The following is a 13,273-nucleotide window of genomic DNA, read 5'->3' as shown; positions in this document are numbered from 1 at the left end:
CCCGTTATCAGCGTGAACAGGCTCTAGCGCGCCACCGCGATGAGCGAGGTGGTCTTGCGGTGAAAGCGCCATGCCATCAGCGCGGCGACGCTCGCGAGCCCGGCCGCGAGCCCCCACCACAGGCCGCGCGCACCCAGGCCCGCGTGGAACGCGAACCAGTAGCCGGTCGGGAAGCCGATGCCCCAGTAGCCGAAGGTCGCGGCGAGCATCGGGATGCGCGTGTCCTTCAGGCCGCGCAGCGCACCCGACGCGACGGTCTGCATGCCGTCGACGATCTGGAACACCGCGGCGATGCCGAGCAGCGACGCGGCGAGCGACACCGTGGCCGCGTTGGCCGGGTCGTCGAGATGCAGGTACAGGCCGACGATCGTATGCGGCGCGACGATCATCACGAGGCCCGACAGCGACATGAAGCCGACGCCGAGCGCGAGCGCGACGAAGCCCGCGTGCCGCGCGGCGACGGGCGAGCCCGCGCCGATCCAGTAGCCGACGCGCACGTTGGCCGCCTGGCCGATCGCGAGCGGCACCATGAACGACACCGACGCGACGTTCAGCGCGATCTGGTGCGCGGCGAGCGACGTCGCGCCCAGCACGCCGACCGTGAGGCCGGTGGCGAGAAACAGCGTCGATTCGACCCCGTACGTGATCGCGACCGGCCAGCCGATGCCGATCAGCTCGCCCATCACGGGCAGCTTCGGGCGCGCGGCGGTCACGAAATGGCGGAAGCGCTGCCGGCCGTGCAGCAGCCAGATCAGCGCGAGCGCGGTGAGCCAGATCGTGATCGTCGTCGCGACGGCCGAACCGAGAAAGCCGAGGCGCGGCAGCCCGAATGCGCCGTGGATCAGCCCGTAGTTCAGCACGCCGTTGACGCCGACGCCGCCGATCGACACCCACAAGAGCCGCCGCGCGGCGCCGATCGCCGGCAGGAACGCGCGCATCAGCCCGACACCGATCAGGCTGCCGAGCGCCGCGAAGCGCAGGATGCCCGTGTATTCGCCGACGTGATGCGCGAGCAGCGGCGGCTCGTGGAACATCAGCAGGATCGGTTCGGCGAGCGACAGCGCGACGATTGCCGGAATCGCGAGCAGCACGGACAGCGCGAAGCCCGTCCAGTAGATGTGCGGCACGCGATCCTCGGCCTGCGCGCCGCGCGCATGCGCGACGCTCACGCTGACCGACGACAGCACGCCTTGCAGGATCGTCACGATGACGAAGAAGAAGTTCGCGCCGAGCCCGCCCGCCGCGAGCGAATCGGGGCCGAGCGAACCGAGCAGCACCGTGTCGGTGACGCTCATCGCCATCTGGGAAAGTTGCGCGATCGCGAGCGGCGCGGCGAGGCGCGCGGTATCGGCGGCATGACTGGACAGGGACGGCGGCGCGGCGGCCGTCCGAGTGAGACCGGAATGCGACATGGAATGGGCGCTCGCGCGGGTGCGGGCCCGCGCTATATGTATTTATTTTGAGAGACGGCTAGCTTACGGCTTTATTCGTACCGTGTCGAACGCGTGCGCCGATGGCCATGTCGCGGGCAGGGGGAACCCCGCGGGCCCTATGCCTCGCGTACCGCGATGCGCGTGTCGCCGAACAGCACGACCTGGCCCGCGCGGATCTTGCAGGTCTTGCGCAGCTCGATCGCGCCGTCGACTTTCACGGCGCCGGACGCGACGATCAGCTTCGCGGTGCCGCCGCTGTCCGCGAGGCCGGTGATCTTGAGAAGGTTGTGCAGCTCGACGTATTCGCCGGTCAGCGTGAAATCCAGATTGGGCATGACGAGGAAGGTGCGCAACGCGCGGGAGGAAACGCTCCGCATCATACGGCACCGCGGGCCCGCACGCGAGCGCGGGCGGCCGCCGGCGGATGTAAAGGACTGTGAGCGATTCGTCAGCAAATGAAACGGTGGGTAACAGTCTGAGAGATTCGCGAACCGGCCGCGCGGGCCGCGGGTCTTCTGTCGTACCTGCTGCGTGTTGCGGCGGGGGACGCGACGGACCGCATCGCTGAGGTCCGGGCGCACAACTTCTTGAGGAGAATTGTCATGTCCAAGATTCGTACGATGCTGATCGGTGCCGCGCTGACGGCGTTCGCCACTTCGGCCGCATTCGCCCAGACGGGCACGACGGCGCAAGGCGCAGCCGGTGCCGGCGTGCAGGCGCAGACGCCGGCGGCAGGTGTCGGCGCTGGCGTGCAGGGCGGTGCCGGCGCGAACGCGTCGGGCGGTGCGGCGGGCGCTGCGACCGATGCGGTCGGCGCGGCAGCCGACGGCGCGAAGGATACGACGTCGTCGGCCGTCCATTCGGCCAAGAAGCACACGAAGCATGCGGCGAAGTCGGCCAAGGGCCATGCCGGTTCGGCCAAGGCGAAGGCCGACGAGGCGACCGAAGGCGGCGCATCGGTCGGCGTGCAGGGCGGTGCATCGGCGCAAGGCGCCACGCAGTAAGCGGTGCCCGACGCCGTCGCGACGCTCGCCTCGAACGGCGCGTCGCGACGGCAATCGTCAGGCGGCCCGGTTCGCTTCGCGCGAACCGGGCCGTTTTCGTGGGGTGTTACGTTGCGCGGGACGAGCGCGCGGTCAGGGCCGGCGCTGGCCTTGCCCCTGTCCCTGGGCCGGCCGTACGGCGGCCGGTGTGAATACGCTGCGCAGCCACGCGGCGAGGCGCGCGAAGACGTCGTACGGTTCCTCGACGAAGATCTCCGGCTTCAGCAGCCGCAGGTATTCCATGATCTGCTGCGCTTCCTGCTTCTGGAACGAGCCGTGTGCGAGCCCGAGCCGCAGCAGCCCGCGCAGTTCGCCGAGCTTGTCGCGCGCGGTGCTGCCGACGCTCATCTCGCACGCGAGCTTGGCTTCGTAGATGCGCTGCCGCAGCGATTCCGCGAGCCGCCACGCAGGCGTCTGCATCAGTTCCTCGAGCGCCTGGATGTCCTGCGCCGCGCTCTTGATCTGCGACGCGAGCGGGTCGATCAGCGACGCGTCGCCCTGCGCTTCGGCGACGATCGCCTTCGCCCAGTCGCGGCATGCCTTCGCGAGTTCGTCGGGAGTCCATTCGGAGCGCGACGCGAAGCCGAAGCCGAATTCGCCGGCCTGCCGCATCAGGATCGCGACGACATCCGGAAATTCCTTGTCGAGCGTGCGCTTGGCCCACGCGTACTGGCCGCCCTGCAGCATCCGCTGCACGGCGTGCTCGGTCAGCGGCACCATGTTGTCGAGCAACTTCGCGCGCAGGAAATCCTCGAACGACGGCGTCGCGAATTGCGGGTCGAGTTTCAGCGACACGCGGACGAACGCGTCGTAGTCCTTGCGCAGGGACTCGAGCGTGTCGTCCTTGAGGGAAAGGGTGATCTGGCCCATGAATCGTCTCGATGGCGGCCCGCGCAAGCCGGCGCCGGCGCGGTGCACCGGGACGGGCGCCGCGTCGACTGACCGGTGCGCGCCGAGGCCGGTGGCGGGTCTATCTCTCCTATATCGGCGCACCGGGCGGAAACTTGAGCGCGCGCGATGGAGCGCGCGCTCAGGCGGGCTGCCAGTGCGGCAGCACGACTCCTTGCCACAGGAAGAACACCACGAGCCCGGCCGCGATCGTCACGAGCGGGCGGCGGGTCGCGGCCGACACGAGCACGGCCGCGAGCGCGCCGACGAGCTGCGGATTCCGCCAGGTCAGCTCGGCCGTGCCGCCGTGCGGCGAGACGGTCATCGGTACGATGATCGCGGTCAGCACGGTGACCGGCACGAAGCCGAGCGCGGTCCGCACGAGCGGCGGGAACGTCAGCCGCTCGCCGAACAGGAACAGCGTCGAGCGGATCGCGTACGTGATGGCGGCCATGCCGAGGATCAACAGCGCGTAGCTCACGATGCAGCCTCCGGACGGGAGCCGGCGCGCGTGCGATCGTGCAGCAGCGTGAGCGCGACGCCGATCGCGACGCCGGCGGCGACTGCACCGAGCAGCCCGAGCTTGTAAGGCCAGCCCTGCCAGAAGTACGCGAGCGTGCCGGCCGTGGCGGCCGCCGCGAAGTAGCGCAGCGTGCCGAGCTGCGGGACGACGATCGCGATGAAGGTCGCCGCCATCGCGAAATCGAGGCCGAGCGACTGCAGGCCCGGGAACGCGGTGCCGAAGCCGATGCCCGCGAGCGTCCAGACCTGCCAGTTCAGGTACATCGCGAGCCCGGAGCCGAAAAAGTAGTGGGGGCCGATCGTGCCGGGCGGGTAGTGCCGGTAGTGCCCGTAGGCGACCGCGAACACCTCGTCGGTCATCAACGCGCCGAGCGTCGCGCGCCAGCGCAGCGGCAGGTGTGCGACATAGGGCGCGAGCGTCGCGCTGTACAGCAGGTGGCGCAGGTTCACGATCAGTGTCGTGGCGAGCACGACGGCGAAGCCTGCGCTGCCGGCGATCAGCCCGAGCGCGATGAACTGCGCGGAGCCCGCGAACACGGCGAGCGACATCAGTGCGCCGTGCCATGCGGCGAGCGGGCCGCCGCCGACGAGCGTGCCGAAAATCACGCCGAACGGTGCGGCGCCGATCATCATCGGAATCGTGTCGCGCGCGCCGTCGAGCCATTCGTTGAGCGGGCGGCGCGGGGGCGATGCGGGTGTCTTGTTCAAGAAGCGCTCCTCCATGTGCTGGAGGATAGCGGGCCGGTGGCGAGCCGGCTTGTATGTTCTTGCGCTCGCCCGATAGGAGCGGGGTGCCGGAGTGCCGGCCGGCGCGGGTGGCAGCGCGGCTGACGGCTGCGGGAAGCCGCGTCAGCTTGCCTGCCAGCGCCCGGGGGGCACGCCGAACATCCGTTTGAAATGCCGCGTGAAGTGGCTCTGGTCGACGAAGCCGCTCGCCGCCGCGACATCGGCGACGGGCACGCCCGCGCGCAGCGGCGCCAGCGCACGCTGTAGCCGCAGCTGGTTGCGCCACGCATGCGGCGGCATACCGGCCGTACGCGTGAACAGGCGCGCCGCATGAAACGGCGACAGGCCGGCCGCCTGCGCGACATCGTCGAGCGTTACCGCGGACATCAGATCGGCGGCGAGCCGCTCGCGCATCGCGTTGACGCGCGGTTCGTCGGCCGCGAGCGGCGCTGGTTGCGGCCGCACGTCGGCGTGGCGCGCGATCAGCGTCGACAGCGCGTCGAGCATCGCGGTTTCGGCGGCGAGCGGATCGTAGATGTGCGGCGTGCCGGCCGCCGGAGCGTCGGCCGGTTGCCCGGACGCATGCGCATGCGACGATAGCGCGCGCTCGCTGCCGGCTTCCAGCATCCGGTGTGCGAGCGTGAGCCGGGCCGCGAGATCGGCGTCGCGGATCACGTCGGGGGCGAACCACGGCGCATCCTGCGGGCGGCCCGCGATTGAACTGGCGAGTTCGCGGATGAATTCGACCGGCATGTAGCTGACGCGATAGCACCAGCCCTCGTCGGCGGCACGCGACCCCGTATGCACTTCGCCGGGATTGATCACGGGCACGGTGCCCGTTTCGGCGACATGGCCGGTGCCGCGATAGGTGAAGCGTTCCGCGCCTTCGAGGATCACGGGGATCGTGTACGCGTCGTGCCAGTGGGGCGCGAACGCGTGATCGCGATAGGTGGCCGTGAGGAGATCCGCGTCCGGCACGAGCGGCGTGCGCCAGTAGCGTGCGGAATCGGGAAGGCGGGTGGCGGACATGATCGGGCGCGGCAGCGGTCGAACCGACAGTGTATCGCTCGCGCGCCCGGCGGGTGCGGGCTTACTTGACCGGAATCGTCGTGCCGGCCGGCATCGGCACCGCGGTGACGGCGTTCTTCGGGCTGCCGCTGACGATGCGGTCGCTGTAGGTCAGGTAGACGATCGTGTTGCGTTTCTTGTCGACCACGCGCACGACGTGCAGCGTCTTGAAGATGAACGACATGCGTTCGCTGAACACGTCGGTCTGCTGCTTGAGCGGCTCCTTGAAGCTGATCGGGCCGACCTGCCGGCACGCGATCGACGCTTCGCTCGGATCCTCGGCGACGCCGAGCGTGCCCTTGATCCCGCCGGTGCGGGCGCGCGACACGTAGCAGGTCACGCCGTTCACGACCGGATCGTCATAGGCCTCGACGACCACGCGATCGGAGCCCGTGACGCGGAAATGGGTATTGACGCTGCCGACTTCCTCCGCGTGCGCGAACGGTGCGGCGGCGAATGCGGAGAGCAGGAGGGCGACGGGGGCGAAACGGAGGAGGTGATGCTTCATCGACGGAACCGGATGCGAATGCGGGACAGAGACTCTAGCATGCGCATGACCGGGCCACGAAAAGCGGAACGGTGGAGAGGCGGCCGGAAAAACAAAAGGCCCGTCGAATGACGGGCCTTTTGCTATTTGGCTCCCCGACCTGGGCTCGAACCAGGGACCTACGGATTAACAGTCCGGCGCTCTACCGACTGAGCTATCGGGGAATAAATCGGTACATCTGCGTGTCGTGTTGTCCAACAAAAAACCCGTCCACTTTCAACGGGCCTTTGCGTTTTTGGCTCCCCGACCTGGGCTCGAACCAGGGACCTACGGATTAACAGTCCGGCGCTCTACCGACTGAGCTATCGGGGAACAAACAACAACAGCAGAGAAACGAGATTGTATGGAGCGTTCGCTAACCTGTCAATACCTTGGAGCCGCGGCGCATAAAATTTTTTGCAGTCGCCGCCGTGCGATCAGCGCTCGAGCAGGTGCAGCTTGTCCTGCACGTCCTTCCACTCGTCCGCGTCGGCCGGTGCCGGCTTGGTCTTCGTGATCGACGGCCAGCCCTTCGCCAGCTCGGCGTTCAGCTCGGTGAACTGCTGCTGGTCGCCCGGAACGTCTTCTTCGGCATAGATCGCATTGGTCGGGCATTCGGCGACGCACACGGCGCAGTCGATGCACTCGTCCGGATCGATGGCGAGAAAGTTGGGACCTTCACGGAAGCAATCCACCGGGCACACATCCACGCAATCCGTGTATTTGCACTTGATGCAGCCTTCGGTCACAACGTGAGTCATTAAAACGCTCCTGCTTGGCGGTATATATGGGGTGGCGTTTGCGCCAAAAGCGGCATTGTAACTGAAGCGCAAAACCCGCATGACGTGGTCGGCTATCCGGCTTATATCGTTTCGTGATTAGTTTATGGGATGCGCAAAGCGGATGCCCGCGCGCCGGGCCCGAGCACGACGCGACAGGGCGGCGGGGCGGTTTCATGATGGTCCGGCCCGCATTCGGGTAACATGACCGACAGACCGGGCGGCGCGCGGTGCGCTGGGGCCTGGTCACGATATTGGCGCTGCCGTCATCATGATCATCACTTCGCTGCTCGACACGGATCTCTACAAGTTCACGATGATGCAGGTCGTCCTGCATCACTTTCCCGCTGCAAACGTCGAGTACCGTTTCCGGTGCCGCACGCCCGGCGTCGATCTCGTGCCGTACATCGACGAGATCCGCGACGAGGTGCGCGGCCTGTGCTCGCTGCGCTTTTCCGACGTCGAACTCGACTACCTGCGGCGGATGCGCTTCATCAAGAGCGACTTCGTCGACTTCCTCGCGCTGTTCCACCTGAACGAGAAATACATCTCGATCGCGCCGGCGCCGAAGGGCAACGGCGAGATCGACATCGTGATCGAGGGGCCGTGGCTGCATACGATCCTGTTCGAGATCCCGGTGCTCGCGATCGTCAACGAAGTCTATTTCCGCAACACGCAGCGCGAACCCGACTATCGCGAAGGCCGCGAACGGCTGCGCGAGAAGATCAAGCTGCTCGGCGCGAAGCCCGAATTCGCCGACTGCAAGATCGCCGACTACGGCACGCGCCGGCGCTTCTCGAAGGTCTGGCACGAGGAAGTCGCGCTCACGCTGCGCGACGGGCTCGGCCCGCAGTTCGCGGGCACGAGCAACGTGCTGTACGCGATGAAGCACGACATCACGCCGCTCGGCACGATGGCGCACGAATACCTGCAGGCGTGCCAGGCGCTCGGCCCGCGGCTGCGCGATTCGCAGATCTACGGCTTCGAGATGTGGGCGAAGGAATATCGCGGCGACCTCGGGATCGCGCTGTCGGACGTCTACGGCATGGATGCGTTCCTGAACGACTTCGACATGTACTTCTGCAAGCTGTTCGACGGCGCTCGCCACGATTCGGGCGATCCGTTCGACTGGGGCGAGCGGATGCTGCGCCATTACGAGGCGAACCGGTGCGACCCGCGCACCAAGGTGCTCGTGTTCTCGGACGCGCTCGACATCCCGAAGGTCATGCAGCTGTACGAACGGTTCCGCAACCGCTGCAAGCTCGCGTTCGGCGTCGGCACCAACCTCACCAACGATCTCGGCTACGTGCCGCTGCAGATCGTGATCAAGATGGTTCGCTGCAACGGCCAGCCGGTCGCGAAGCTGTCGGATTCGCCGGGCAAGAGCATGTGCGACGACAAGGCGTATCTCGCGTACCTGCGCCAGGTGTTCGGCATCGCGCAGCCGGTCGAGGAAGACGCGTCGAAGTAGGCGCTGGCCGTTCGGCCGAAGGTGTGTCGCAGCAGGGGTGGCCGGTATAATCCGACGTATTGCACGCCAACGTCACGAGGACCGTTCATGGACACTTCCGCTGCCCGTCGCCAGATCCTCGCGCGCATCCGCGCGGCGCAGGGGTGCGCGGCCGAACCCGACGCAGCGGAGCGCGACGGCGTCGCCGACTATCTCGCCCGTCATCCGCAGGGCCCGCGCCCGCCGGCGCCGGCCGACCTCGTCGCCGCTTTCGTCGACGAAGCGGGGCGCCTGTCGACCACGGTCGACGAAGTCGCGATGCTGGCCGATGTGCCTGCCGCCGCCGCCCGCTATCTTGTCGCTCATGGTTTGCCGGCGCAGGCCATCGCGTGGCGTACGCTGGCCGATCTCGACTGGGCCGGCGCCGGCCTGTCGGTCGAGTGCCGCAAGCCGCGCGACGGCGATCTCGTCGGCCTGACCGGCTGCTTTTGCGCGACCGCCGAAACGGGGTCGCTGGTGTTGCTGTCCGGCCCCGACACTTACGCATCGGCCGGCCTGCTGCCGGAAACCCACATCGCGATCGTGCCGGCGTCGCGCATCGTCGCCGGTCATGAAGACGCGTTCGCGCTGATTCGCGCGGAACGCGGCGAACTGCCGCGCGCGGTCAATTTCGTGTCGGGCCCGTCGCGCACGGGCGACATCGAGCAAACGATCATTCTGGGCGCGCACGGCCCGTACCGCGTGCACGCGATCGTCGTACGGGGCGCATGACGCGCCCGCCGCATTCACCCCTACTCGAACAAGGAAGTTCTGCATGAAACGACATGCCGCCTGGGCGGGCATGGCGTCGGGAATCGCGCTTGGCGCCGCTCCCGCGCTTGCATCGGCCGCCACGCTCGACGGTGCCACGCTGTCCGCGCTCTGGGGTATCCCGTTCGCCGGGATCCTGCTGTCCATCGCGTTGTTCCCGCTCGTCGCCCCCGTGTTCTGGCATCACCACTTCGGCAAGATCGCCGCCGGCTGGGCGATCGTGTTCCTGGCGCCGTTCGCGGTCGCGTTCGGCGCCGGCACCGCGTTCGGCACGCTCGTGCATGCGCTGCTCGAGGAATACATTCCGTTCATCGTGCTGCTCACCGCGCTCTATACGGTCGCGGGCGGCATCTGCGTGAACGGCAACCTGCATGGTTCGCCGAAGCTGAATACCGCGATTCTCGCGCTCGGCACGCTGCTCGCGAGCGTGATGGGCACGACGGGCGCCGCGATGCTGCTGATCCGGCCGCTCCTGCGCGCCAACGACAACCGCAAGCATGTCGTGCACGTCGTGATCTTCTTCATCTTCCTCGTCGCGAACGCGGGCGGCTCGCTGTCGCCGCTCGGCGATCCGCCGCTGTTCCTCGGTTTCCTGAACGGCGTGAGCTTCTTCTGGACGACCACGCACCTCGCGCTGCCGATGCTGTTCATCTGCGTGGTGCTGCTGACGCTGTTCTTCGCGCTCGATACGTACTTCTACCGGAAGGGCGGCGAGGAGCGGCCGGCCGCGCTCGATCCGACGCCCGACGGCGCGGCGCTGTCGATCGACGGCAAGATCAACTTCGTGCTGCTGGCGGCCGTGATCGCGCTCGTGCTGATGAGCGGCGTGTGGAAGCCGGGCATCGCGTTCGACGTGTGGGGCACGCACGTTGCGCTGCAGAATCTCGTGCGCGACGTCGCGCTCGCGGTGGTGACGCTCGCGTCGCTCGCACTGACGCCGCGTTCCGCGCGCGAGGGCAACGCGTTCAACTGGGCGCCGATCGAGGAAGTCGCGAAGCTGTTCGCGGGCATCTTCGTGACGATCGCGCCAGTGATCGTGATCCTGCGTGCGGGCGCGGACGGCGCGTTCGCACAGATCGTCCATCTCGTCACGGGGCCCGACGGCAAGCCGATCGACGCGATGTACTTCTGGGCGACGGGCATCCTGTCGTCGTTCCTCGACAACGCGCCAACCTATCTCGTGTTCTTCAACCTCGCCGGCGGCGATGCGCAGACGCTGATGACGACCGGCGCGTCGACGCTCGCCGCGATTTCCGCCGGCGCGGTGTTCATGGGCGCGAACAGCTATATCGGCAATGCGCCGAACTTCATGGTGAAGGCGATCGCCGAATCGCGCGGCGTGAAGATGCCGAGCTTCTTTGCGTACCTCGGTTGGGCGCTCGTCGTGCTGATGCCGGTATTCCTGCTGACGTCGTGGCTTTTCTTCCCGGCGTAAGCTGACGATTTTCAACCCCGAGCGGGCGGTCCCGGCGGCGCACGGCGCTACGACCCGTCCGCGGCATGCGGAGATGGCGATGCAGAAGATCCTGGTCGCGCGTCCGATTTTTCCGGACGTGATCGAACGGCTCAAGCAGTATTTCGAAGTCGACTGGAACGACCGCGACGCGCTCGCGCCCGACGCGCTCGCCGCGCGTCTGGCCGACAAGGACGGCGCGCTGACGGCCGGCGATCCGGTCGGCGCGGCAACGCTCGCGGCGGCGCCGCGCCTGCGTGTCGTGGCGAACATGGCGGTCGGCTACAACAACTTCGACATGACCGCGTTCAACGCGGCGAACGTGCTCGGCACCAACACACCCGACGTGCTGAACGAGTCGACCGCCGATTTCGGCTGGGCGCTGATGATGGCCGCCGCGCGCCGGATCGCCGAATCCGAACACTGGTTGCGCGCCGGTCACTGGCAGAAGTGGGCGTACGACGGCTTCCTCGGCACCGACATCTACGGCTCGACGCTCGGCGTCATCGGGATGGGCCGCATCGGCCAGGCGCTCGCGCGCCGCGCGCGCGGCTTCGGGATGCAGGTGATCTATCACAACCGGTCGCGGGTCGCGCCCGAGATCGAGGCCGAGCTGAATGCCGAATACGTGTCGAAGGATGCGCTGCTCGCGCGCGCCGATCATGTCGTGCTCGTGCTGCCGTACACGAAAGAGAACCATCACACGATCGGCGCGGCCGAGCTCGCGAAGATGAAACCCACGGCGACGCTGACCAACATCGCGCGCGGCGGGATCGTCGATGATGGGGCGCTGGCCGCCGCGCTGCGCGACGGGACGATCGCCGCGGCCGGCCTCGACGTGTACGAGGGCGAGCCGGCCGTGCATCCGGCGCTGCTCGAGGTGCCGAACGTCGTGCTGACGCCGCATATCGCGAGCGCGACCGAAAAGACCCGCCGCGCGATGGCGAATCTCGCCGCCGACAACCTGATCGCCGCGCTGGGCGAGGGGCCGCGTGCGGGGCAGCCGCCGAATCCGATCAACCCTGACGTGATCGGGAAGCCGCGCGCATGACGATGACGTTGTTGCTTGCGGCGGTCGTCGTGCTGGCCGTCGCGCTCGCGGTGGCGATCGTCGCGCTCGTGCGCGGCGGCGGCGGCCACGACGATGCGGCCGTGCTCGGCGACCAGATCGAGGATGCCGCGCATGCGCAGGCGCGCGCGGTCGAGCGGCTCGAGCGCGAATTACGCGGCGAGATCGTCGAAAACGCACGCGGCTCGCGTACCGAGCTGGCCGGCAGCTTTGCCCAGTTGCAGCAGACGCTCGCCGCGCAACTGACGAGCGTGGCGACCGTGCAGAACAACCAGATCGAAGGTTTCGCGCAGCAGCTCGGCAAGCTCGTCGCCGGCAACGCGCAGCAGTTCGACGCGATGCGCGAGAGCGTGCAGCGCCAGGCTCAGCAGGCGCGCGAGGAACAGACGGGCGCGCTCCGGCTGTTCGGCGACACGTTGAACCGGCAGCTCACGCAACTGACCGAGGCGAACGATCGCCGGATCGGCGAAGTGCGTGCGACGCTCGAACAGCGGCTGAAGGAAATCGAGACGAACAACGCGGCGAAGCTCGAGGAGATGCGCCGCACCGTCGACGAGAAGCTGCACGCGACGCTCGAGCAGCGGCTCGGCGAATCGTTCAAGCTCGTGTCGGACCGGCTCGAGCAGGTGCATCGCGGGCTCGGTGAGATGCAGACGCTCGCGGCCGGCGTCGGCGACCTGAAGAAGGTGCTGACCAACGTGAAGACGCGCGGCACCTGGGGCGAGGTGCAGCTCGAGGCGCTGCTCGAACAGATGCTGACGCCCGACCAGTACGCGAAGAACGTCGCGACGGTGCCGAAGAGTACCGAGCGCGTCGAATTCGCGATCCGGCTGCCGGGCCGCGATGCCGGCACGCGCGACGCAGCGCCGGTGTGGCTGCCGATCGACGCGAAATTCCCGCGCGAAGACTACGAGCGGTTGATCGACGCGCAGGAGCGCGCCGATGCGGTGGCCGTCGAGGAAGCGGCGCGTGCGCTCGAAGCGCGGGTGCGGATGGAAGCGCGCACGATCGCCGAGAAGTACGTCGCGCCGCCGCACACGACCGATTTCGCGCTGCTGTTCCTGCCGACCGAGGGGCTCTATGCGGAGATCCTGCGCCGTCCGGGGCTGACCGACCTGTTGCAGCGCGACTATCGCGTGACGGTCGCCGGGCCGACCACGCTCACCGCGCTGCTGAACAGCCTGCAGATGGGGTTCCGCACGCTCGCGATCGAGCAGCGCTCGAGCGAGGTGTGGCAGGTGCTCGGCGCGGTCAAGACGGAGTTCGGCAAGTTCGGCGACGTGCTCGCGCGCACGAAGGCGCAGCTCGAAACGGTGACGCGCTCGATCGAGTCGGCCGAGCAGCGCACGCGCGTGATGAGCCGCAAGCTGAAGCAGGTCGAGGCGCTGCCGGGCGACGCCGCGGCCGGGCTGCTCGGCGCGGAAGAGGCCGACGGCGCCGATGCGGACGACGCGTGACGCGCGTTGCCGGCAGCCGCCGGACGGAAAAAACGGGCGCCGCGGCGCC

The 13,273-nt window shown here is 68.1% G+C and carries 14 protein-coding genes and 2 tRNA genes; 6 read left to right on the top strand and 10 right to left on the bottom strand.

Going from position 1 to position 13,273, the window contains the following annotated elements; translation table 11 throughout:
• Window positions 1-23 precede the first annotated feature (23 nt).
• A complete protein-coding gene (gene norM / locus HWW87_RS10960) occupies window positions 24-1,412 on the bottom strand; it encodes a multidrug efflux MATE transporter NorM (RefSeq protein ID WP_174432359.1) in 1,389 nt (462 codons plus the stop codon).
• A gap of 137 nt (window positions 1,413-1,549) precedes the next feature.
• A complete protein-coding gene (locus HWW87_RS10955; protein WP_175820278.1) occupies window positions 1,550-1,768 on the bottom strand; it encodes an RNA-binding S4 domain-containing protein in 219 nt (72 codons plus the stop codon).
• 267 nt (window positions 1,769-2,035) lie between these two features.
• Here HWW87_RS10955 and HWW87_RS10950 point away from each other — a divergent pair, with 267 nt between their 5' ends.
• Window positions 2,036-2,437: a hypothetical protein gene (locus HWW87_RS10950; protein WP_175820277.1), complete on the top strand. Its 402-nt coding sequence runs from the start codon at window positions 2,036-2,038 to the stop codon at window positions 2,435-2,437.
• A 132-nt stretch (window positions 2,438-2,569) separates the two neighbouring features.
• Here HWW87_RS10950 and HWW87_RS10945 read toward each other — a convergent pair whose 3' ends face one another.
• From HWW87_RS10945 to fdxA, 8 genes are all read right to left on the bottom strand, one after another.
• Window positions 2,570-3,346: a DUF4088 family protein gene (locus HWW87_RS10945; RefSeq protein ID WP_175820276.1), complete on the bottom strand. Its 777-nt coding sequence runs from the start codon at window positions 3,344-3,346 to the stop codon at window positions 2,570-2,572.
• Between the two features lie 160 nt (window positions 3,347-3,506).
• Window positions 3,507-3,845, bottom strand: coding sequence for an AzlD domain-containing protein (locus tag HWW87_RS10940; protein WP_174432361.1), 339 nt, complete (start codon window positions 3,843-3,845; stop codon window positions 3,507-3,509).
• Complete coding sequence (locus HWW87_RS10935; protein ID WP_175820275.1) at window positions 3,842-4,609, bottom strand: AzlC family ABC transporter permease; 768 nt, start codon at window positions 4,607-4,609, stop codon at window positions 3,842-3,844. The genes HWW87_RS10940 and HWW87_RS10935 overlap by 4 nt, the downstream gene beginning before the upstream one ends.
• 126 nt (window positions 4,610-4,735) lie before the next feature.
• Window positions 4,736-5,641: an AraC family transcriptional regulator gene (locus HWW87_RS10930; RefSeq protein ID WP_175820274.1), complete on the bottom strand. Its 906-nt coding sequence runs from the start codon at window positions 5,639-5,641 to the stop codon at window positions 4,736-4,738.
• Between the two features lie 61 nt (window positions 5,642-5,702).
• Entirely contained in the window at window positions 5,703-6,188 is a 486-nt protein-coding gene (locus HWW87_RS10925) for a CreA family protein (protein WP_175820273.1), read from the bottom strand.
• 127 nt (window positions 6,189-6,315) lie between these two features.
• Window positions 6,316-6,391 (bottom strand) — tRNA-Asn (locus tag HWW87_RS10920).
• Between the two features lie 72 nt (window positions 6,392-6,463).
• Window positions 6,464-6,539, bottom strand: a tRNA-Asn gene (locus HWW87_RS10915).
• A gap of 104 nt (window positions 6,540-6,643) precedes the next feature.
• Window positions 6,644-6,967, bottom strand: a complete 324-nt coding sequence (fdxA, locus tag HWW87_RS10910; protein ID WP_034183076.1) for a ferredoxin FdxA — start codon at window positions 6,965-6,967, stop codon at window positions 6,644-6,646.
• A gap of 289 nt (window positions 6,968-7,256) precedes the next feature.
• Between fdxA and pncB the strand changes: the two genes are divergently transcribed.
• From pncB to rmuC, 5 genes are all read left to right on the top strand, one after another.
• Window positions 7,257-8,456, top strand: coding sequence for a nicotinate phosphoribosyltransferase (gene pncB, locus HWW87_RS10905; RefSeq protein ID WP_174432365.1), 1,200 nt, complete (start codon window positions 7,257-7,259; stop codon window positions 8,454-8,456).
• Window positions 8,457-8,543: 87 nt separating this feature from the next.
• Window positions 8,544-9,206, top strand: coding sequence for a lactate utilization protein C (locus tag HWW87_RS10900; RefSeq protein WP_175820272.1), 663 nt, complete (start codon window positions 8,544-8,546; stop codon window positions 9,204-9,206).
• Window positions 9,207-9,249: 43 nt separating this feature from the next.
• Complete coding sequence (locus HWW87_RS10895; RefSeq protein WP_174432367.1) at window positions 9,250-10,680, top strand: sodium:proton antiporter; 1,431 nt, start codon at window positions 9,250-9,252, stop codon at window positions 10,678-10,680.
• Window positions 10,681-10,759: 79 nt separating this feature from the next.
• Complete coding sequence (locus HWW87_RS10890) at window positions 10,760-11,749, top strand: D-glycerate dehydrogenase (protein ID WP_175820271.1); 990 nt, start codon at window positions 10,760-10,762, stop codon at window positions 11,747-11,749.
• Window positions 11,746-13,224 (top strand): DNA recombination protein RmuC, encoded by a 1,479-nt coding sequence (gene rmuC / locus HWW87_RS10885; protein ID WP_175820270.1) that lies wholly within the window; start codon window positions 11,746-11,748, stop codon window positions 13,222-13,224. The genes HWW87_RS10890 and rmuC overlap by 4 nt, the downstream gene beginning before the upstream one ends.
• Window positions 13,225-13,273 lie beyond the last annotated feature (49 nt).

The sequence above is a fragment of the Burkholderia sp. BCC0419 genome, from assembly GCF_902830285.1.
GTDB lineage: Bacteria > Pseudomonadota > Gammaproteobacteria > Burkholderiales > Burkholderiaceae > Burkholderia.
The sequence above is the reverse complement of the archived record's forward strand: the minus strand, read 5'-3'. Positions and strand labels throughout refer to the sequence as shown.

Excerpts from the sequence above, each read along its gene's own strand:
- norM (WP_174432359.1), bottom strand. The coding sequence starts at position 1,412 with ATGTCGCATTCCGGTCTCACTCGGACGGCCGCCGCGCCGCCGTCCCTG.
- HWW87_RS10955 (WP_175820278.1), bottom strand. The coding sequence starts at position 1,768 with ATGCCCAATCTGGATTTCACGCTGACCGGCGAATACGTCGAGCTGCAC.
- HWW87_RS10950 (WP_175820277.1), top strand. The coding sequence starts at position 2,036 with ATGTCCAAGATTCGTACGATGCTGATCGGTGCCGCGCTGACGGCGTTC.
- HWW87_RS10945 (WP_175820276.1), bottom strand. The coding sequence starts at position 3,346 with ATGGGCCAGATCACCCTTTCCCTCAAGGACGACACGCTCGAGTCCCTG.
- HWW87_RS10935 (WP_175820275.1), bottom strand. The coding sequence starts at position 4,609 with ATGGAGGAGCGCTTCTTGAACAAGACACCCGCATCGCCCCCGCGCCGC.
- HWW87_RS10930 (WP_175820274.1), bottom strand. The coding sequence starts at position 5,641 with ATGTCCGCCACCCGCCTTCCCGATTCCGCACGCTACTGGCGCACGCCG.
- HWW87_RS10925 (WP_175820273.1), bottom strand. The coding sequence starts at position 6,188 with ATGAAGCATCACCTCCTCCGTTTCGCCCCCGTCGCCCTCCTGCTCTCC.
- fdxA (WP_034183076.1), bottom strand. The coding sequence starts at position 6,967 with ATGACTCACGTTGTGACCGAAGGCTGCATCAAGTGCAAATACACGGAT.
- pncB (WP_174432365.1), top strand. The coding sequence starts at position 7,257 with ATGATCATCACTTCGCTGCTCGACACGGATCTCTACAAGTTCACGATG.
- HWW87_RS10900 (WP_175820272.1), top strand. The coding sequence starts at position 8,544 with ATGGACACTTCCGCTGCCCGTCGCCAGATCCTCGCGCGCATCCGCGCG.
- HWW87_RS10895 (WP_174432367.1), top strand. The coding sequence starts at position 9,250 with ATGAAACGACATGCCGCCTGGGCGGGCATGGCGTCGGGAATCGCGCTT.
- HWW87_RS10890 (WP_175820271.1), top strand. The coding sequence starts at position 10,760 with ATGCAGAAGATCCTGGTCGCGCGTCCGATTTTTCCGGACGTGATCGAA.
- rmuC (WP_175820270.1), top strand. The coding sequence starts at position 11,746 with ATGACGATGACGTTGTTGCTTGCGGCGGTCGTCGTGCTGGCCGTCGCG.